General features: G+C 62.7%; 15 protein-coding genes and 1 pseudogene. 10 read left to right on the forward strand and 6 right to left on the reverse strand.

Going from position 1 to position 18,741, the window contains the following annotated elements:
* A pseudogene (locus HMPREF2565_RS13725) lies at positions 1 to 616 on the forward strand (transposase); the annotation flags it as partial.
* A gap of 76 nt (positions 617 to 692) precedes the next feature.
* Here the strand turns inward: HMPREF2565_RS13725 and HMPREF2565_RS07560 are convergent.
* Together HMPREF2565_RS07560 and HMPREF2565_RS07565 are read right to left on the reverse strand one after the other, a co-directional pair.
* Positions 693 to 1,220, reverse strand: coding sequence for a TetR/AcrR family transcriptional regulator (locus HMPREF2565_RS07560; protein ID WP_046649279.1), 528 nt, complete (start codon positions 1,218 to 1,220; stop codon positions 693 to 695).
* Complete coding sequence (locus HMPREF2565_RS07565) at positions 1,207 to 2,706, reverse strand: MFS transporter (RefSeq protein WP_070546760.1); 1,500 nt, start codon at positions 2,704 to 2,706, stop codon at positions 1,207 to 1,209. Before HMPREF2565_RS07565 ends, HMPREF2565_RS07560 begins: the two co-directional genes overlap by 14 nt.
* Before the next feature lie 169 nt (positions 2,707 to 2,875).
* On the opposite strand from HMPREF2565_RS07565, the gene HMPREF2565_RS07570 reads away from it, so the two are divergent.
* Complete coding sequence (locus tag HMPREF2565_RS07570; RefSeq protein ID WP_070546757.1) at positions 2,876 to 4,621, forward strand: pyruvate dehydrogenase; 1,746 nt, start codon at positions 2,876 to 2,878, stop codon at positions 4,619 to 4,621.
* A gap of 82 nt (positions 4,622 to 4,703) precedes the next feature.
* Here HMPREF2565_RS07570 and HMPREF2565_RS07575 read toward each other — a convergent pair whose 3' ends face one another.
* Complete coding sequence (locus tag HMPREF2565_RS07575; RefSeq protein WP_070546754.1) at positions 4,704 to 5,993, reverse strand: MFS transporter; 1,290 nt, start codon at positions 5,991 to 5,993, stop codon at positions 4,704 to 4,706.
* A gap of 80 nt (positions 5,994 to 6,073) precedes the next feature.
* Here HMPREF2565_RS07575 and HMPREF2565_RS07580 point away from each other — a divergent pair, with 80 nt between their 5' ends.
* The 3 genes from HMPREF2565_RS07580 (at position 6,074) to HMPREF2565_RS07590 (ending at position 9,147) form a co-directional block, all read left to right on the forward strand.
* Positions 6,074 to 6,847 (forward strand): MerR family transcriptional regulator, encoded by a 774-nt coding sequence (locus HMPREF2565_RS07580; RefSeq protein ID WP_070546752.1) that lies wholly within the window; start codon positions 6,074 to 6,076, stop codon positions 6,845 to 6,847.
* 132 nt (positions 6,848 to 6,979) lie between these two features.
* The gene (locus HMPREF2565_RS07585) at positions 6,980 to 7,684 is read left to right on the forward strand and encodes a response regulator transcription factor (RefSeq protein ID WP_046649284.1); all 705 of its coding nucleotides are present in this window, start codon (positions 6,980 to 6,982) and stop codon (positions 7,682 to 7,684) included.
* 11 nt (positions 7,685 to 7,695) lie between these two features.
* On the forward strand, positions 7,696 to 9,147 hold the full coding sequence (locus HMPREF2565_RS07590; RefSeq protein WP_046649285.1) for a sensor histidine kinase: 1,452 nt from the start codon (positions 7,696 to 7,698) through the stop codon (positions 9,145 to 9,147).
* A 24-nt stretch (positions 9,148 to 9,171) separates the two neighbouring features.
* Here HMPREF2565_RS07590 and HMPREF2565_RS07595 read toward each other — a convergent pair whose 3' ends face one another.
* Entirely contained in the window at positions 9,172 to 9,600 is a 429-nt protein-coding gene (locus HMPREF2565_RS07595) for an HIT family protein (RefSeq protein ID WP_046649286.1), read from the reverse strand.
* A 34-nt stretch (positions 9,601 to 9,634) separates the two neighbouring features.
* Here HMPREF2565_RS07595 and purD point away from each other — a divergent pair, with 34 nt between their 5' ends.
* Together purD and purB are read left to right on the forward strand one after the other, a co-directional pair.
* Positions 9,635 to 10,909, forward strand: coding sequence for a phosphoribosylamine--glycine ligase (purD, locus tag HMPREF2565_RS07600; protein WP_070511050.1), 1,275 nt, complete (start codon positions 9,635 to 9,637; stop codon positions 10,907 to 10,909).
* Positions 10,910 to 10,948: 39 nt separating this feature from the next.
* Positions 10,949 to 12,388, forward strand: coding sequence for an adenylosuccinate lyase (purB, locus tag HMPREF2565_RS07605; RefSeq protein ID WP_070821330.1), 1,440 nt, complete (start codon positions 10,949 to 10,951; stop codon positions 12,386 to 12,388).
* 198 nt (positions 12,389 to 12,586) lie between these two features.
* On the opposite strand, the gene HMPREF2565_RS07610 is transcribed toward purB, so the two are convergent.
* A complete protein-coding gene (locus HMPREF2565_RS07610; protein ID WP_070596930.1) occupies positions 12,587 to 13,855 on the reverse strand; it encodes a hypothetical protein in 1,269 nt (422 codons plus the stop codon).
* Positions 13,855 to 14,661: a serine/threonine protein kinase gene (locus tag HMPREF2565_RS07615; protein ID WP_071407094.1), complete on the reverse strand. Its 807-nt coding sequence runs from the start codon at positions 14,659 to 14,661 to the stop codon at positions 13,855 to 13,857. The genes HMPREF2565_RS07610 and HMPREF2565_RS07615 overlap by 1 nt, the downstream gene beginning before the upstream one ends.
* 64 nt (positions 14,662 to 14,725) lie before the next feature.
* Here HMPREF2565_RS07615 and HMPREF2565_RS07620 point away from each other — a divergent pair, with 64 nt between their 5' ends.
* The 3 genes from HMPREF2565_RS07620 to HMPREF2565_RS07630 are packed head-to-tail and all read left to right on the forward strand — an operon-like array spanning position 14,726 to position 18,442.
* Positions 14,726 to 15,583: a phosphoribosylaminoimidazolesuccinocarboxamide synthase gene (locus tag HMPREF2565_RS07620; protein WP_071407095.1), complete on the forward strand. Its 858-nt coding sequence runs from the start codon at positions 14,726 to 14,728 to the stop codon at positions 15,581 to 15,583.
* Positions 15,584 to 15,592: 9 nt separating this feature from the next.
* The gene (locus HMPREF2565_RS07625; RefSeq protein WP_071407096.1) at positions 15,593 to 17,701 is read left to right on the forward strand and encodes a S9 family peptidase; all 2,109 of its coding nucleotides are present in this window, start codon (positions 15,593 to 15,595) and stop codon (positions 17,699 to 17,701) included.
* Between the two features lie 54 nt (positions 17,702 to 17,755).
* A complete protein-coding gene (locus HMPREF2565_RS07630; protein ID WP_071407097.1) occupies positions 17,756 to 18,442 on the forward strand; it encodes a DUF2334 domain-containing protein in 687 nt (228 codons plus the stop codon).
* Positions 18,443 to 18,741: the final 299 nt, after the last annotated feature.

An 18,741-nucleotide genomic window follows, 5' to 3' on the forward strand; every position in this document is an offset into this window, starting at 1 on the left:
CGGCCAGATCTGGACGCAAGCCTCGGCAAGCGATGGACGCAAGCACGCTACCCCGAATTCGGTGACCCACTTCCAGTACTCCCATGATCGGGCTAGACGCAGCCTGCGCGGAACCAAAGAGCAAGTCGCGAAAGCCAAACGCGCTGTTGACGGCGATATCGCAATCAAGCGCAACCGCTATATTGATCTTTCCGCCCCGAATAAGAAGGTCAACTACGCTCTTGCTGCCAAGCACCGAGCCCTAGCCGGAATTAAAGGCTACGAGACCGACCTTGTTAACTTGCCTGCTAACGAGGTGATCGGGCATTACCGCAGGCTGTTCAACATTGAAAAGCCGTTTCGGATGTCCAAATCAGACCTGAAAGCACGCCCAATCTATGTCAGGAAACAAGACTCGATTACAGCACATCTCCATATTGTGATGGCAGCACTAGCCGTGGCTCACCTGATGGAGACCCGCAGTGGTCAATCCATCAAACGCCTGGTGAGAACACTCAAGAAATACCGCAGCTTTCAACTCGTCGTTGGCGGCGAAACCATTCACGCCGCCGTACCACTCCCGCCCGACCTCACCGCCACCATCCAAGCAATCACCGGCCGCGAACTTCCGCACTAAATTGGCCTAAGTCAGGTTCAAGTCTCGTCTCCAGCTCAAAAGGGCCTTTTTCAAGGCCCTTTCTCTCTTTTAGGGCCTATTCGGCGAGGTGGCCCAAGGCGACGTCGATAAGCGCGCGGCGCCTTTGCGGCGGCAGGGGGCGGTCGGTGAGGTGATCGTGGACCCACAGGCCGTCGGCGATGATCGAGGCCAGCACGACGGATTCATCCTCCGAGACAGGATCGGGGAGCCAGCGCCTGTCGACGTCCCTCCACACCTTCTGGAAGTCCGGATGGGACTGTGAGTGGATGGACATGAGCAATTCAATGAGCGGGTCATTCTTTCCCATGGACTCCAGCGCGGCACGGTAGCGCTGGCGTGGGCTCAGCTGGTCTGCCGTCTTGCCGTCGGAGAGACCGACGAGCTCTTCCTCCCAGCGCTCCGCGCAGAGCTTGTGGCAGTCAATGAGCAGCTCGTGGCGGGTGGGGAAGTGGTAGATGAGCCCAGACTTACTCATACCCGTTGCGGTGGCCAAGGAATCGTAGGTCAGTGCGTGGACGCCATCCTCTTCGATGATGGCGAGCGCCTTTTCGAGCGCCTCGACCTTTTTACTAACGCGTGGCATCGGCACCTCCTGAGGTTGGATTGCTGCGGAAGCACCAGCCGGTGACCGCGGCAAAAATGAGCATGACTACGCCGAGCCCAGCGGCGGTGGCTAGGTAGGCGTCGTTATACGCGGCGCCGGCGGCCTCCGCGAGTGCGGGGTTGTGGAGTGCTTCCATGCCTAAGTCCTGGATGTCCTCGGGGAGCCCGCTCTTGTAGAGCATCGGCAGCACTGATCCAGTGACCGCAATGGACAGCAGCGTACCGAATTCATAAGACACTTCCTCCACGCCCGCGGCCATGCCGGAGCGTGACGCAGGAGCGGCACCGATGATGGCAGTGGAGGACACCGACATCACGAACCCCGCGCCGAGGCCAGTGATGAACAGACCAGCCAGGTATGCGGGGAAGACCTCGTGCGTGCCGCCCCACACCACGCCGCCAATGCCCGCTGCCATGGCGAGGAAGCCGCCAGCGATGATGGGCAAGAAACCCCAGCGGTGCAGGTTAGCCCCGCCCAGCGCGGACATCGGCAGCGCCGCAATCGCGATGAGGGAAATGATGAGCCCAGCGTGCAGCGGGGAGTAGAGGTCCACCAACTGCAGCTTCTGCGTGGTGGTCATTTCCAGCCCTGCCATGCCAAACATGGCGCCGGCTGCGGCCAACACGCCGCCGCTGAAGATGGGCGAGCGGAAGATATCGAAGGTGAGAAGCGGCTCCTTCAGTTTGTGCTGGCGGCGAGTGAAGAGGATGGCACCGATGAGACAGGCAGCCAGCGCGCCGCCAATAAGCATGGCGTTGAGATGGGAGCTGGCGACAGACTTGATGACGAGCACCAGCGAAGCCAGCGTGATCAGCGCGTAAAGGGAAGACAAGAAATCCCACTGCTTCGCCGGGTTCGCCACATTAGGCGGGGCGAGGAAGGCGGTGAGGATGAGCGCGATGATGACGATGGGCACGTTGACCAAAAAGACCGATCCCCACCAGAAATGCTCGAGCAAGAAGCCGCCTACCGTGGGGCCCGCCGCCGCGCCGACGACGGCGATGGAGCCCCAAATGCCGATGGCGGTGTTGCGCTCAATCTCATCCTCAAAGGTCAGGCGAATCAGCGCCAGGGTAGCGGGCATCATGATGGACGCACCGAGACCTAGGAAGGCGCGAGCGGCGACGAGCTCCCACGCGCCGGGGGCGAGTGCGGCGGCCAGCGAAGCGATGCCGAAGACCCACAGGCCGATGACGAACATGCGGCGGTGACCGATCTTGTCACCTAACGTGCCGGTGCCTAGGAGGAGGCCGGCGAGCATGAGCGCGTAGGCGTTGATGATCCACAGCTGCTGCAGCGAGGTGGCGTGCAGCTGCTCGGAGAGCTCCGGCAGGGCAGTGTAAAGGATCGAGTTGTCCAAGCCGATCATGAGCAGACCCAAGGAGATGACACTAAAAAAGATCCACCGTCGGGTCGCTGAGGTGCTTAAGGCCTCTGCGGAGGCTTTCGTGTGAACGTCTGTCATGCTGCGAAACTATAGCGAACGGTCGTTACAGTTTCAAAGTCTTGAATGTTGACTTGTTGTTAAAGTCACAAAGTGCGCGTGACGTGAGAAGGCAGCTTTATGGTGGCGAAACACCACCGGGAGGGAGAACACTGGGGTCCGTTAGCGATAAAAGTTAGAGAGGTACAACATGGCACGCAATTACGCCACGCAACTCGTAGAAACCTTGGAAGCCCAGGGAGTTAAGCGCATCTATGGGCTTGTCGGTGATTCCCTCAACCCCATCGTGGACGCGGTGCGGCAGTCCTCCATCGAGTGGGTCCACGTCCGCAACGAAGAGGCCGCGGCATTCGCCGCTGAGGCGGATTCCCTCACCACCGGCAACCTCGCCGTGTGCGCCGCCTCCTGCGGCCCGGGAAATACGCACCTTATTCAGGGGCTTTACGACGCCCACCGCAACGGCGCCAAGGTCCTTGCCCTAGCCAGCCACATTCCTTCCCGCCAGATCGGCTCGAAGTTCTTCCAGGAAACCCACCCTGAGGCCATCTTTCAGGAGTGCTCCGGCTACTGCGAGATGGTCAACTCCGCTGAGCAGGGAGGCGTGGTCTTGCACCATGCCATTCAGAGCACCATGGCCGGCAAGGGCGTGTCCGTCCTCGTTATCCCGGGTGATGTCTCCACTCAAGAGGCGGAAGAGGACACCTTCACCTCCTCCGTGATTTCCTCCGGCCGTCCGGTTGTCTACCCGGACCCGGCAGAGGCCGCCGCGCTGACCCAGGCCATCAACGAGGCCAAGACCGTCGCCCTCTTCGTCGGTGCTGGCGTCAAGGACGCGCGCGAGCAGGTCCTTGCGCTGGCCGAGAAGATCAAGGCTCCCATCGGCCACGCCCTGGGCGGCAAGATGTACATCCAGTACGACAACCCCTTCGACGTCGGCATGTCCGGCCTGCTCGGCTACGGCGCGGCCCACGAGGCTACCCACGAGGCAGACCTGCTCATCCTGCTGGGCACGGACTTCCCCTATAACGACTTCCTGCCGGATGCCAACGTGGCCCAGGTCGACATCGATGGCTCCCACATTGGCCGCCGCACCCGCATCAAGTACCCGGTGACGGGCGATGTCGCCGCCACCATCGAGAACATCCTGCCGCACGTCGATGAAAAGAAGGACCGCTCCTTCCTCGACAAGATGCTCAAGAAGCACTACGACAAGCTGCATCACGTCGTTGAGGCCTACACCTCCGGCGTCGAGAAGCACACGCCGATCCACCCGGAGTACATCGCCGACCTCATTGACCAGCAGGCCGATGAAGACGCCATCTTCACCGTCGATACCGGTATGTGCAACGTGTGGGGCGCGCGCTACATTACTGCGAACGGTAAGCGCGAGCAGATCGGTTCCTTCCGCCACGGCACCATGGCCAACGCCCTGCCGATGGCCATCGGTGCGCAGGCGGCGCACCCGGACCGCCAGGTCATCACCTTCTCCGGCGACGGCGGGCTGTCCATGCTCATGGGCGAGCTGCTCACGGTGAAGCTGCACAACCTGCCGGTGAAGATGTTCGTGTTCAACAACTCTTCCCTCGGCATGGTCAAGCTGGAGATGCTGGTCCAGGGCCTGCCGGAGCATGAGACCGACCACGAGCACGTCAACTACGCCAAAATTGCGGAGGGTGCGGGCATCAAGCACTTCCGCATCGAGGATCCGAAGGACGCGCCGCGCCTCATCAAGGAGGCCTTGGCCTACGACGGGCCTGCGCTTATCGACGTCGTCACGGACCCCAACGCCCTCTCCTTGCCGCCGACGCTGACCTTTGAGCAGCTGCTCGGATTCTCTAAGGCGGCAACCCGCACCGTCTTCGGCGGCGGCGTGGGCCAGATGCTCTCCATGGCGAAGTCCAACCTGCGCAACATTCCGCGCCCGCAGGACTTTTAATGTGTCGGCGTTAGCGCCACACATTAAAAGAGGCCCACGCCGAAGAGATCGACATGCTCGCGGGTTTACCCCCGCCAAGGTTTTATTCCTTGGCGGGGTCTTTGACTGGGATGAGGACCAGCGCGCCAACGAGCAAGACTAGCCCGATGGCGAGCACGCCTCCCCGATCTCCCTGCCCGAGCAGGGAAACGAAGACGCCAAAGAGGAAGGGCGTCAACCACGCCACGGCTCGGCCGGTCGTGGCGTAGAGGCCAAACATCTCGCCTTCGCGCCCCGGCGGGGCCACACGCGCCAAGAAGCCGCGGGCGGAGGCCTGGGCCGGTCCGACGCAGAGACACAGGATGAGCCCGCAGATCCAGAAGGCCGTCGGCCCCTGCGCCACAAACATGATCCCGGCCATGAGCGTCAAGATGGCCAGGCAGGTGAGGATGATGGCTTTGGGGCCCACGTGGTCGTCGATCAGCCCGCCGACCACCGCGCCCAGCGCGGCCGCAACGTTGGCGGCAACACCGAAGATGAGGACGTCGCCAGGCGAAAGCCCATAGACGGATACGCCCAGCACGGCCCCGAAGCTAAACACCGCGGACAGGCCATCGCGGAAGATGGCAGAAGCAAAGAGGAACGCAAAGGCATTGCGGTCCTCCCGCCACAGCGTTCGCACCGTGCGCCACAGCTCGCGGTAAGACTCCGCCACACCGCCCGTCGATTCACCCGACGGCGCAATCTCCGGCACGCGCAGCAACACGGGGATGGCAGACAGCCCAAACCACGCCGCCGAAAGCAGTGCCACGAGCCGAATATTCCAGCCACCCTCCGTGGACAGCCCCAGTCCGCCGCCCTCGCCGGAGACGAAGCCGAAGTAGCAGATGAGCAGCAGTACGATGCCGCCGAAATAGCCTGCCGACCAGCCCAGGCCGGATACGCGGCCCACCTTGTCCTCGGTGGCCACCTGGTTGAGTTGGGCAAAGTAGTTGACCTCCGCGAATTGGATGGTCACCGAACCTACCGCTAGGCCGATGAGGCCGAGCCAGAAATACGCGGGCGCATCATTGCGGATGAAGAACAGGCTGGCCATGACCAGGAAGGTCAGCAGCGACCAGAAGCCCAGCGCGCGACGCCGCGTGCCCAACCGGTCAGAGCGCTGCCCCATCACGGGGGTCACCGCAAAGATCACCAGGCCCGCCACCGTCATGGACCACGACAGCCACTGCGCCGGGGTGAACTGCGAGTCAATCTGCTGGCCCACCGAGTCGGTGAGGTAGACCGAGAAAATAAACGTCACGAGCACCGCGTTGAAGGCGGCCGAACCCCAGTCCCACAGGGCCCAGGCAGCCACGGTGAGGCGGTCAGTGCGTGTCGAGGCTTGCGTCATGCTTCATTATCGTAGGCAAAAACACCTGCCGAGTGGATGGAGTTGCACTTAACGCGACGTCAACTTTTAGGCTCAACGACATGCGTAACGACTACAGCATCGGCGATGTGGCCGGCATTTTGAAAGTCACCACCCGCACCCTGCGGCACTGGGATGACATCGGCCTGCTTAGCCCCCAGTGGCGCACCGGGGGCGATCACCGCCTCTACACCGAAGATGACGTGCAACGCGGGATGGACATCCTGATTTATCGCAGCGTCGGGATTGAGCTGAAAGACATCGCAGTGCTTCTCGACGCCCCTTCCGCAGCCACCCTGGCCCGCCTCCGCGCCCAACACGAGGCCTTGCAGAAGCGGCGAGCCGACGTCGACGCCATGTTGTACGCAGTGGAAAGACTAATTGAGGAGACTGAAATGGATAAGAACCTAAGCCCCAGCCAAAAAGTGCGGAACCTGGGTGACGCATGGCCCCAACTGCAGGAAGAAGCCCACGAGAAGTGGGGAGACAGCAAAGAATGGGCGGCCAGTGCGGCCGTCGCAGATTCGATGGGAAAGAAGGACTGGGAGGAATTCTCAGTGGACCATGAGAACTTTGCGGCCGAGCTAGAGGAGGCCGCGGACGCAGGACTTGAACCGGGCGGCGAGGAGGCGAAGGTAATCGTCGACAAGCACCGCGCCCTCATCGCCCAGTGGTACCCGGTGTCGAGGTCCAAGCAGGTGATCCTGGCGCGCATGTACTGCGAGGACCCGCGGTTTAACGAGACCTACCGCGGTAATGCCGACTATTTGCGTCAGCTGATTGAGGCGCAAGCGCAGGCGGAAGGGGTGGATCTGGACAATCTCGCCTGGGACTAGTCGGTTCACAGCGCACGTACAGACTCCGCTCAGTACCCTTGGAAGCCAGAGTGCAATACTTCTCACCTTGAATGAGATATCCCTGGCGCCACCAGGCGTTAAGAGAAGCGGAGAAAGGACCAAAGCGGGACCATGGATGATTCGAAGGACGTCAAGGTACTTGTCGTCGATGACGAGCCCAATATCGTTGAGTTGCTCACCGTCTCCCTAAAGTTTCAAGGTTTCGACGTACACAGCGCCAACTCCGGCAACGAGGCCCTGCGCATCGCGCGTGAGATCAATCCAGACGCTTACATCATGGACGTCATGATGCCGGGCATGGACGGCTTTGAGCTGCTGGGCAAGCTACGCGCAGAGGGCCTCGACGGCCCCGTGCTCTACCTGACCGCCAAGGACAGCGTGGACCAGCGCATCCACGGCTTGACCATTGGCGCGGATGATTACGTCACCAAGCCCTTCAGCCTGGAAGAGGTCATCACCCGCCTGCGCGTGATTCTGCGCCGCGGTAACGCGGTGGATGACCAGGACGGCGACGCCACCATGACCTATGCCGACCTCACCCTCAACGATGACACCCACGAGGTCACCAAGGCGGGGGAGATCGTGGAGCTTTCGCCCACCGAGTTCAACCTGCTGCGCTACCTCATGCAGAACCGCGAGGTGGTGCTGTCCAAGTCCAAGATTCTGGATAATGTCTGGCACTACGACTTTGGTGGTGACGGCAACGTGGTCGAGTCCTACATTTCCTACCTACGCCGCAAAATTGATACCGGCGATACCCCGCTTATTCACACCGTCCGCGGTGTCGGTTACGTGCTGCGCATGCCGCGCTCGTAGGCTCATCCACTATGAGCGAACCCACCGCGAATATTCAGGCCCCACAATCCGGGGTGACGCTGGTGCGGGATAAAACCCCGCGCCGGCGTATGCAGCGCCCCAAAGCGCTGCCCCTGCGCACGTGGCTACTTGTCCTCATGGTGCTGGTATCGGGGCTTGGCCTGGCCATGTCCTCCCTGGCGGTGTCGTCGATCATGCGCAACGTGCTCTACACCCGAGTGGACACCGAGCTTAACGACGCCCACAGCTCCTGGGCCAGCAACCTCGACGAGTCCTTTTATATGCCGCAGGACGGAAGCCGCCGACCCCCGACGGATTATGTGGCGCTGGCGTACTATCCCGATGGCTCCGTGGTGACCACGCGGCCGATCGCGGCGTTGCCCGATGCACGCAACGTGATCGTCGGTGGGGAACCCACCACCGTGCGCTCGATTCAGGGCGAAACCGAATGGCGGGCCGTGGCCAAACTCCAACGGGATGGTTCCGTGGTGGTCGTCGCCAAAGACATGACGACGGAAAACTCCATCCTGAAAGGGTTGGCGATTGTCCAGGTGATCATCGCGGCCTTGGTCATGCTGATCATCGCGGTGGTGGGCATGTGGCTGATCCACCGGGCGCTGCGGCCGCTGCGCGTGGTCGAGAAAACGGCTTCCCAAATCGCGGCGGGCAACCTGGACAAGCGCGTGCCGGAGTGGCCGCTGCACACTGAAGTGGGGCAGCTTGCCGCAGCGCTCAACGTCATGCTGGGGCAGCTGCAGAATTCCGTCGTCGATGCGCAGGAAAAAGAACAGCAAATGCGCCGCTTCGTCGGCGATGCCTCCCACGAGCTGCGCACGCCGCTGACCAGCCTGCGCGGCTACACGGAGCTGTACCGCTCGGGGGCTACCCAGGACGCGGAGTTTGTCTTCAGCAAGATCGATGCCGAGTCTAAGCGGATGTCGTTGCTCGTGGAGGATCTGCTGGCCCTGACGCGCGCGGAGGGCTCACGCCTGGACATGCGCGAGGTTGACATGCTGGAACTTGTGCTGTCAGTGGGTTCCTCGGCGCGGGCGGCTTTTGCGGGCCGCACCATCAACGTCAACAACGAGGCCTCCGGGATTCCAATGGTCAACGGAGACCCGGATCGCCTACACCAGGTATTGCTTAACCTGGTGTCCAACGGTATCCGCCACGGCGGCGAGGAGGCGTCGGTGACGCTGACCTTGCGCGACGACGAGGAGCACGTGCTTATCGACGTTGCCGATGACGGCAAGGGCATCTCCCCCGAAGACGCGGCCCATATCTTTGAGCGCTTCTACCGTGCAGACACCTCGCGCACCCGCGATACGGGTGGCTCGGGTTTGGGCTTGGCCATCGTGAAATCACTCGTCGAGCAGCACGGCGGTTTAATCTCCGTGGATTCGGAGCTGGGCAGCGGCTCGGTGTTTACCGTCCAGCTGCCCAAGGCGGCAGCTAGTGCCTAGCTGCCGAAAGGTAGCAGTCAGCTCTTAGCTGTCGCGGCGGCCATCCTCGTCCGTGCCGAGGTGCTGGCGGATGCGCGCGGCGGCCTCGTCCATGGCGGCGGGGTCGGTGGCGTCGGCAGCGAAGGCCTTGGCGAAGTCGTAGTCTTCCATCTTCTCGGTGGGGAAGAGGTGGATATGGGTATGGGGAACGTCGAAGCCAGCGATGATGTAGCCCGTACGCGGGGTGTCGAAGGCCGTCTTGATGGCGCCACCGATCTCCAGGGCGATCTCGTTGAGGTGTGCCCAGGTTTCTGAATCGAGGTCAGTCCACTTATCGACCTCCTCGACCGGCACCACCAAGGTGTGGCCATAACGCAGCGGCTCGATGGACAAAAACGCCACGCACTTCTCGTCGCGGTACACAAAGCGAGCAGGCAGCTCGCCCTCGATGATCTTTGTAAATACGGAAGACATGGCCCCTAGGCTACCGCCAGTTAAGATAGACGGCATGCGCATTCTCGTTATTGGCTCGGGCGGCCGCGAACACGCCCTGCTCACCGGCCTGAAAGCTGACCCTTCTGTTACCGATCTGCACATTGCCCCCGGTTCCCCGGCGCATAAGATGCAGGCCACCGTCCACCCGGAGTATTCCCAGGTGGACGATCCTGCACGCATGACGGAGCTGGCAGTGGACATCGCAGCGGACCTCGTCGTCATTGGACCGGAGGTGCCGCTGGTGAAAGGCGTGGCGGATGCACTGCGTGAGCGCGGCATCGCGGTCTTCGGGCCGTCGGCAAGCGCGGCACAGATCGAAGGTTCCAAGGCCTTTGCTAAGGACGTGATGGCGGCCGCCGGCGTGCGCACCGCCCGCGCGGAGCAGCTCGCCCCCGGCACCAGCGATGAGGACATCGAGGCCGCCCTCGATCGTTTCGGCCCGCACTTCGTGGTTAAGGACGACGGCTTGGCCGGCGGCAAGGGCGTCGTGGTGACCGAGTCCCGCGACGCGGCCCGCGCGCACGTTGATGCGGTTCACGCCGTGGGCAACCCGGTGCTGCTCGAGTCCTTCCTCGACGGCCCGGAGGTCTCCCTGTTCTGCTTGGTGGACGGCGAGACCGTCGTCCCGCTGCTCCCAGCGCAGGACCACAAGCGCGCCTACGACAACGATGAGGGCCCCAACACCGGCGGCATGGGCGCCTACACCCCGCTGCCGTGGCTGCCTGCCGACGGCGTCCAGCGCATCGTCGACGAAGTCTGCGTCCCCGTGGCTAAGGAAATGGTCAAGCGTGGCACCCCGTACTCTGGCTTGCTGTACGCCGGCCTGGCGTGGGGCAAGGAAGGCCCAGCCGTGGTGGAATTCAATGCCCGCTTCGGTGACCCGGAAACGCAGGCGGTGCTCGCTTTGCTGAAGTCTCCGCTCGGAGAGGTCCTGAATGCCACCGCTACCGGACAGCTAGCGGAGCTGGCGCCGCTGGAGTGGGAAGACGGCTATGCCGTCACCGTGGTGCTGGCCGCCGAGGGCTACCCGGCTTCGCCGCGCAAGGGCGATCCGATTGCCTCGCCGGATCTTGATGATCCCACCCGGGTTCTGCACGCCGGTACCACCACGGGGGAGGGCGGCTACGTCTCCAACGGTGGTCGCGTCCTCAACGTTCTCGGTCGCGGTGCCACCCTCGCTGATGCCCGCGCAGCCGCCTACGAGGTTCTCGGCGGCATCGAGCTGGAGGGCAGCTTCTTCCGCACGGACATTGCACTGCCGGCGGAGAAGGGGCAGATTAGCATCTAATCCCCTGATAATGCCTCCTTTGGGGTGCGGCGTGGAATAATGAGCGACGTGGCTGAAAAGAAGAACATTTCCAACGTCCTGTCCGCTCGATACGCCTCCCCAGAGATGGCTGAAATCTGGTCCCCGGAACACAAGATTATTCTGGAGCGCCAGCTGTGGATTGCGGTGATGACGGCGCAGAAGGATCTTGGCGTCGACATCCCTGCCTCGGCTATCGCCGCTTACGAGGCGCAGGTTGAGAACGTCAACCTCGCCTCCATCGCGGAGCGTGAGCGCGTTACGCGCCACGACGTCAAGGCGCGCATCGAGGAGTTCAACGCCCTAGCCGGCTGCGAGCACATCCACAAGGGCATGACCTCGCGTGACCTGACGGAGAACGTGGAGCAGCTGCAGATTCTGCGTTCTTTGGAGCTAACCCGCGATAAGGCCATCGCGGTGGTTTCGCGCATCGGTGAGCGTGCCGCGCAGTACCAAACGCTGGTGATGGCGGGCCGCTCCCACAACGTCGCTGCCCAGGCCACGACCCTGGGCAAGCGTTTCGCCTCCGCTGCCGACGAGCTCCTGCTGGGCATCGAGCGCGTGGAATCGCTGCTGAGCCGCTATCCGCTGCGCGGCATCAAGGGCCCGATGGGCACCTCGCAGGACATGCTCGACCTCATGGGCGGCTCCGAAGACAAGCTCGCCGCGTTGGAGACCCGCATTGCGGATCACCTGGGCTTCTCCCGCGTGTTCAATTCGGTGGGTCAGGTTTACCCGCGCTCCCTCGATTTCGATGCCGTGTCGGCGCTCGTTGAGCTCGGCGCTGGGCCTTCCTCGCTGGCCACGACCATTCGCCTGATGGCCGGCAACGAGACCGTGACCGAAGGTTTCAAGGAAGGCCAGGTCGGCTCCTCAGCCATGCCGCACAAGATGAATGCCCGCTCCTGCGAGCGTGTGGGCGGCTTCCAGGTCATTCTGCGCGGTTACCTGACGATGGTGGCGGATCTGTCCGGCCAGCAGTGGAACGAGGGTGACGTGTTCTGTTCGGTGGTACGCCGCGTGGCGCTGCCCGACGCCTTCTTCGCTATCGACGGCATGTTTGAAACCTTCCTCACCGTGCTCGACGAGTTCGGCGCTTTCCCGGCCATGATTGACCGCGAGCTGGAGCGCTACCTGCCGTTCCTCGCCACCACCCGCATCCTCATGGCGGCGGTGCGCGCGGGCGTAGGCCGCGAGACCGCGCACGAGGTCATCAAGGAAAATGCTGTCGCCGTGGCGCTCAACATGCGCGAGAATGGCGGGGAGCAGGACCTGATTGAGCGCCTGGCTGCCGATGAGCGCCTGCCGCTCGACGCCGCCGCCCTCGAGGCCGCGCTGTCGGACAAACACGCCTTCATCGGTGCTGCCGAATCGCAGGTAAGCCAGATCCTGGGCCGCATCAAGGCGATTGTTGACCAGCACCCGAAGGCCGCGGCCTACACCCCGGGCGAGATCCTCTAGCCCACGCGGCCAGGGGGGCATCCAGTGATCTGGGGCGACCGGGCGTGGTACGTTTTCGCAGACAATCCCTCTCAAACGCGAGTTTTCGGGGCGCTATTTACGAAAACGTACCTCGTTGGCCCGGTCCATGTACGTTTCGATCAAATAAGGTTGCCCAGATCGAATTTTCTGGTCCCTATTTGATCGAAACGACCAGACCTAGTCACGTTCTGCTTTATCCGGCGCGTTGTCCGCGCCCTTCGTTGCGGACTCGATGGCGCTGCGGGTTGTACCCCAGGCTTGTCGGGCGCGGTTGGTTACGGTTTCGCGGGCTTCTAAGGTGCGTTGCTGCGCAACACCAGCGGCTTCGCGGGCCATGTTGGTGCCGGTGGCAGTCAGCTCGCGGAAGGCATCGATGCGCCGGACGGGCTCTAAGCCCTCGGTTCCTTCGACAGCAAGGTTGGCAGCGTCGGCGAAGTCACGCAGTTGGGCAAAGAAGTGGTTGACCTCCGCTACGGCGCGGGGAGAGTTCCAGTCGATGGCTTTGCGCAGCGTCGAGAAGCTGCCCAGCTCGTGGGCAATGTGGGCGATGCTGGTGAGGTCTTCCAACAAACGAGCGGCGCGCCTCTGCCGCGCCCGAGCAACAGCCGCGGCGTAGTCTTTGGCCACCTCGCCCTCCACGGCATTGGCGCGGCTGAGCTGAAGCACATACATCTGGTTCTGCAGTTGCACGGTTCGGGCAAGCTCGTAGAACCACGAGCCTGCGTCGTCGTTAGTCTTCTGGAAGGTCGCGCGCACCTTCCCGGGCGAAGTCTTTGACCTCGCCATCGTCTCCGCCACGGCCCGCAGGTGTCGCAGTACCTGGCCTTGCAGCTTAGCCAGGTCCGCAGTGAGGTGGGCGATGGTTGCCCACTGCGTATCGGTCACTTCAGCGGTGTCCTCGAGGACGAGGGCGGCCTCCGCCAGCATCTCCGCGACGCCATCAATCTCACCAGCCAGCGAATCCTTCTGGAAGCGCAGCACCTCATCGAGCTTGGCGTCGATATGCTCCAGGTAAGCCTGCATCTGCTCCATCTGCTTCTCGACGCCCGCCTGCTGCATCATCGACGCCAGCACCATCGGAGCCGCCGGCGTGAGCAGGCCGGCCTTCTCAAACTGCAGGTGCTTCAGCAGGCTTCCACCATTGCGCGAAGCAACGCCGCGGCCGACATCCTTGGTGCGGATTACACCGGCGCGGATATCCCCCGGCTTGATGCCCATGCGCTTGAGGTACGCAGCGGACTCAGTATCGAGCTTGAGCCACCGTCCAGATTCCTTCTGGTAGTCCTCGATACCTGCGAGCACCTGACTCGCGCGGCGGAGGAGCTGGGGAGTGACGGGAGAGAGCTCCGCCTGGTCGGAAAGCCGTTTCAACTCGGATTCGGGGCCGATAACAAGTGCGCCTTCCTCACCGGTAATGACGGTTAGCTCGGCGTCGCTCTCAGCCATTAGGCCATCCCGGGGAGGCGCAGAACCGGCAGCTCAAAGCCGCCGAAAGAGGCGCCGTTGGAGGCGAGGTAGCCGCCGATCACCAGCACGGTGAGCACCGTCATGACGCCGAGGACCGCCGCGCCCGTGGACGAGGTCTGCTGCTGCGTCGTCTGCCCCGGAATGGGCAGCTCGGGCACCGGCTGGATGCCCTCCTGAGCGCCGCGCCCGCGCAGCTCCTCTACACACTCCGCGAAGGACTGCGACTGGGCGGCGTTGAAGGCGTTGACGGCTTCCTTTTCTTGCATCTGGTTCTCCGCCAAGGCGGCGCGCAGCTTCGGGCTGAAGTCGCTGCCCGTCGACAGCAGGGGAGCTGGGCCCTTCTCGGCCCGGGCCGCCGCTGCATTGATGGAGTACTCGGCGTCTTCGGGCAGCAGCACCGACTCGTCTGCGACGAGCTCTTCCGGCGCAGACGCACCGACCATGATGATGAGCATATCCGCGCCCGTGTAGCCGGCCTTGCTCAGCGCGGCCACCGTCGCCGCATAACCCGGTGCCTTGCTGATGTCGCGCGAGGTGTACGCGGAGAAATCAAGCTTCGGGAACTGCGCTTGAATCTGCTCCGAGGTTGCCTTGATCGTGGCAATGTACCCGGCCCGAACGTCGCGAGCCAGCGCGCGGTCTGATTCCGACGCCGATATGGTGCACAGCCATTGGCCGTGGGCGGATTCGCGCGCGGAGACATCGGCGGCCTGCGCCGCCGGCACGCTGAGGGCGCCGCATACTAGCGCGGCGGTGGTCAAAAGGGAGGTCACGCGAGAGTGCACGGGCTTAACTCCTCAAGCTTGGGACGTATCTTGAAGCAGTCTAGACGGGTCTAGGATGTATGTCATGCGTCCAGAACTTTCTTCCTATACCCACATCGCCTCCGGCAAGGTGCGCGATATCTACGAAATCGACGACAACACCCTGCTCATGGTGGTCTCCGACCGCATTTCCGCCTATGACCACGCCCTTGAGCCCGCCATCCCGGACAAGGGCCGCGTGCTCACGGCGACGTCGAAGTTCTTCTTCGACGTCATTGATTTTCCCAACCACCTCGCCGGCCCGCTCGATGATGAGCGCATCCCCGAAGAAGTCCTCGGCCGCGCCATGGTCGTGCAGAAGCTCGATATGCTGCCCTTCGAGTGCGTCGCCCGCGGCTATCTGACCGGCTCCGGGTTGAAAGAATACAAGGAATCCGGAAGCGTGTGCGGCGTCGAGTTGCCCGAGGGACTCACCGAGGCGTCCCGCCTGCCCGAACCCATCTTTACTCCGGCCACCAAGGCCGAGCAGGGCGACCACGATGAGAACGTTTCCTTCGACGTCGTTGTGGACAAGCTCGGCCGCGAGCCCGCCGAAGAGCTGCGCGAGGCCACCCTGCGCATCTATGCCACGGCCGCCGCGCTGGCGGAGGAGAAGGGCATTATTTTGGCGGATACGAAGTTCGAGTTTGGCGTCGACAAGCACGGCACTTTGGTCTTAGCCGATGAGGTCCTCACTCCGGACTCCTCGCGCTACTGGCCGGCCGATACGTACGAGGAAGGCAAGGTTCAGCCTTCCTTTGATAAGCAGTACGTGCGCGATTGGCTCACCAATTCCGGCTGGGACAAGGAGTCCACGCCGCCGCGGCTGCCAGACGACGTTGTCCAGGCCACCCGCGCGCGTTATGTTGAGGCCTTTGAGCGCCTGTCCGGAACCACTTTTTAAGGAGGCTGAATGAACGCACCGATTGCTGCTAAGCGCCCGGTGACGCGTGAGTTTCACGGCCGCAGCTTCGTCGATGACTACGAGTGGCTGCGCGCGAAAGAAGCCCCGGAAACCCGGGAGTACCTCGAGGCGGAAAACGCCTACACGAAGGAGCGCACCGCACACCTGGAGACCTTGACGGAGAACATCTTTACCGAGGTTAAGTCCCGTATCAAGCAGACGGACATGTCCGTGCCCCAGCGCCGCGGTAAGTACTGGTACTACGGCCGTACCGAGGAGGGCAAGGAGTACGGCTACAGCTGCCGCATCCCGGTGTCGGAAGGCTCCGATCCGTGGACCCCACCGACCATCCCAGAGGAGGGTGCGCCGGAAGGGGAGCAGGTGCTTCTCGACGTCAACGCGCTCGCCGAAGACCACGACTTCTTCGCCCTGGGTGCGTCTACGGTGAGCGATTCCGGGGACTTGCTGGCCTATTCGGTCGACGTGGCCGGCGACGAGCGCTTTGAGCTTTTCATCAAGGACCTGCGTTCAGGCGAGCTGTTGGAGGATCGTCTGGAAGGCATCTTCTATGGTGCGACGTGGGTCGGGGAGGAATTCATCTTCTACACCACCGTGGATGACGCGTGGCGGCCGGACACCGTGTGGCGCCACCGCGTTGGCACCCCACAGTCGGAGGACGTCGTGGTCATGCGCGAGGAGGATTCGCGCTTCGGCATCGGCGTGGGCACGACACGCAGCGAGAAGTACATCATGATTGTCTCCGGCTCGAAGACGACGAATGAGGCGTGGGTGCTCGAGCAGGACAACCCGGAGGGCGATTTCCGCTGCCTGTGGGCGCGCGAGACCGGCGTGGACTACGACGTCGACCACGCCGTGGTGGGCGGCACCGATTATTGGGTGGTCACGCACAATGCCACCGGCCCCAACTTTGCCTTAGGTTACTGTCCTGTCTCCGATGACCTTCCAGCCTTGCGCGAACTCACCGTCCTCATGCCACACGATGACACAGTGCGCATTGAGGGCGTGGATTGTTACCGCGACCAGATCGTCGTGGGCTATCGCCGCGGCGGCATCGGTCGTGCGGCGGTGATGGACGTGCGAGAGGGGTGGACGTCGTTAAGCGAGCTCAACTTCAACGAGGAGCTCTACACCGTCGGTGTAGCCGGCAACCCGGAGTGGGATGCGCCGGTGCTGCGCGTGAGCTATACCTCCTTCATCCAGCCGGCCCAGCTCTTTGACTACCGCGTGGCTACGGGGGAGTACACGCTGCTCAAGGAGCAGGAAGTTCCGGGCGGCTACGACAAGGACGAGTACGTGGCCTACCGCGTGTGGTCTAAGGCTCCGGACGGGACGGAGGTGCCGGTGTCCATCGTGCACCGCGCGGATCTGGACCGCACGCAGCCGAACCCGACGTTGCTGTATGGCTACGGCTCCTATGAGGCGAATATGGACCCGTATTTCTCGGTTTTCCGTCTGTCTCTTATGGACCGCGGCATGATTTTTGCCATGGCGCACGTGCGCGGCGGTGGTGAGATGGGCCGTAACTGGTACGACGACGGCAAGATGCTGGCCAAGAAAAACACGTTTACCGACTTCATTGCGGTGGCTGATGACCTCATCGCGCGCCGGGTGACCACGCCTGACACCTTGGTAGCGGAGGGCGGTTCCGCCGGTGGCCTGCTCATGGGCGCGGTGGCCAACATGGCACCGGATAGGTTCAAGGCCATCGAGGCCAACGTGCCGTTCGTGGATCCGTTGACGTCTATTCTGATGCCGGAGTTGCCGCTCACCGTGGTGGAGTGGGAAGAATGGGGCGACCCGTACCACGATCCGGAGGTCTACGACTATATGGCCTCCTACTCGCCGTACGAGAACATTGCGCCGCAGAAGTATCCGAATATTCTGGCGCTGACCTCGCTTAACGACACCCGCGTGCTCTATGTGGAGCCGGCGAAGTGGGTGGCTAAGCTGCGCGACGTCGCCACCGGCGGCGAGTTCCTCCTCAAGACTGAGATGGCCGCCGGCCATGGTGGTGTGTCCGGCCGCTATGCCAAGTGGCGGCAGGCGGCATTCGAGTATGCGTGGCTGATTAACCAAGCTACGGGGGCGGAGGCTTAAGCATCACCCCCGCTCGGCGCGCGGCGGCGCGGTGGCTGTGCGATAATTTTTCTTATGCATGGCCACCTTTTGGTTTCGATTTCCAGTATCTTCGACGACACCCGAAGGCAGGCCGCTGACCTGCTGGAGCAGTTCGATAAAGCGGATATCCCGGTGTCCTTGCTCGTAGCGCCACACATCGATGGCAATTGGCATCTAGCTAAGGATGAGTCGACGCGATCGTGGTTGCGCGAACAAGCGGAGGCCGGCCGAGTGCTTATCCTCAACGGCTTTGATCAAGCAGTGCAGGGCCGCCGCGCGGAATTCGCGAACCTGGATGCACACGAGGCGCGTCTGCGTCTCAAGGGGGCGACGCGGCAGATGGCAAAGATCGGCTTCGAGCCCACCATCTTTGCGCCGCCGCGCTGGCGTATGTCGGAAGGCACGCTCACTGTCCTTCCCGAGTTCGATTTCGACTTTGCTGCCTCCACCCGAGGTATCCATGATTTGCGCTCTGGCGAGCTCCACCAAGCCCGCAACCTGTCCTTTGGTGAGGGTTTTGGTTCTGCGAAGTGGTGGCGCCGCAACATCATCCGCGCCGCGGAGCGCTCCGCCGAGCGCGGCAATACCGTGCGCCTGTCCATTTCGGGACGCAACCTTGATGACCGCAAGGTTGTTTCCGATTTCCTCAAGGCTGCCGAGCGCGCCATGGCAGCAGGTGCCCGCCCCGCCGACTATTCCGTTTTCACGCACGCCGAATAGCCCACCAACCTCTTTTTCTTTGGGGTGTGGCCGAATTAGACGCGGTGTAGGTTTGTGAACCCGTCGGGTGTGCTGGCTGCGTGTTTCACGAGCGCAATCCCCGAATTGCGGTAGCGGACGTAGGTTTCAATTGCCCCACCCGCAATCGGAGCGAGAAAAGCCTCTCTTATGAGGGGCTTGACCTGGCTGAGCAGAGACGAACTTAGCGAGTATTCCGGCGTCGCGGGTCAGTGAGTTAGTGGCAGGAAGCTCCGTCAGTAATGCTGGCGGGTGTCCGGCTGCACTGTTGGCGGCGTCTA

The organism is Corynebacterium sp. HMSC072A04 (assembly GCF_001809235.1).
GTDB classification, from domain to species: domain Bacteria; phylum Actinomycetota; class Actinomycetes; order Mycobacteriales; family Mycobacteriaceae; genus Corynebacterium; species Corynebacterium hiratae.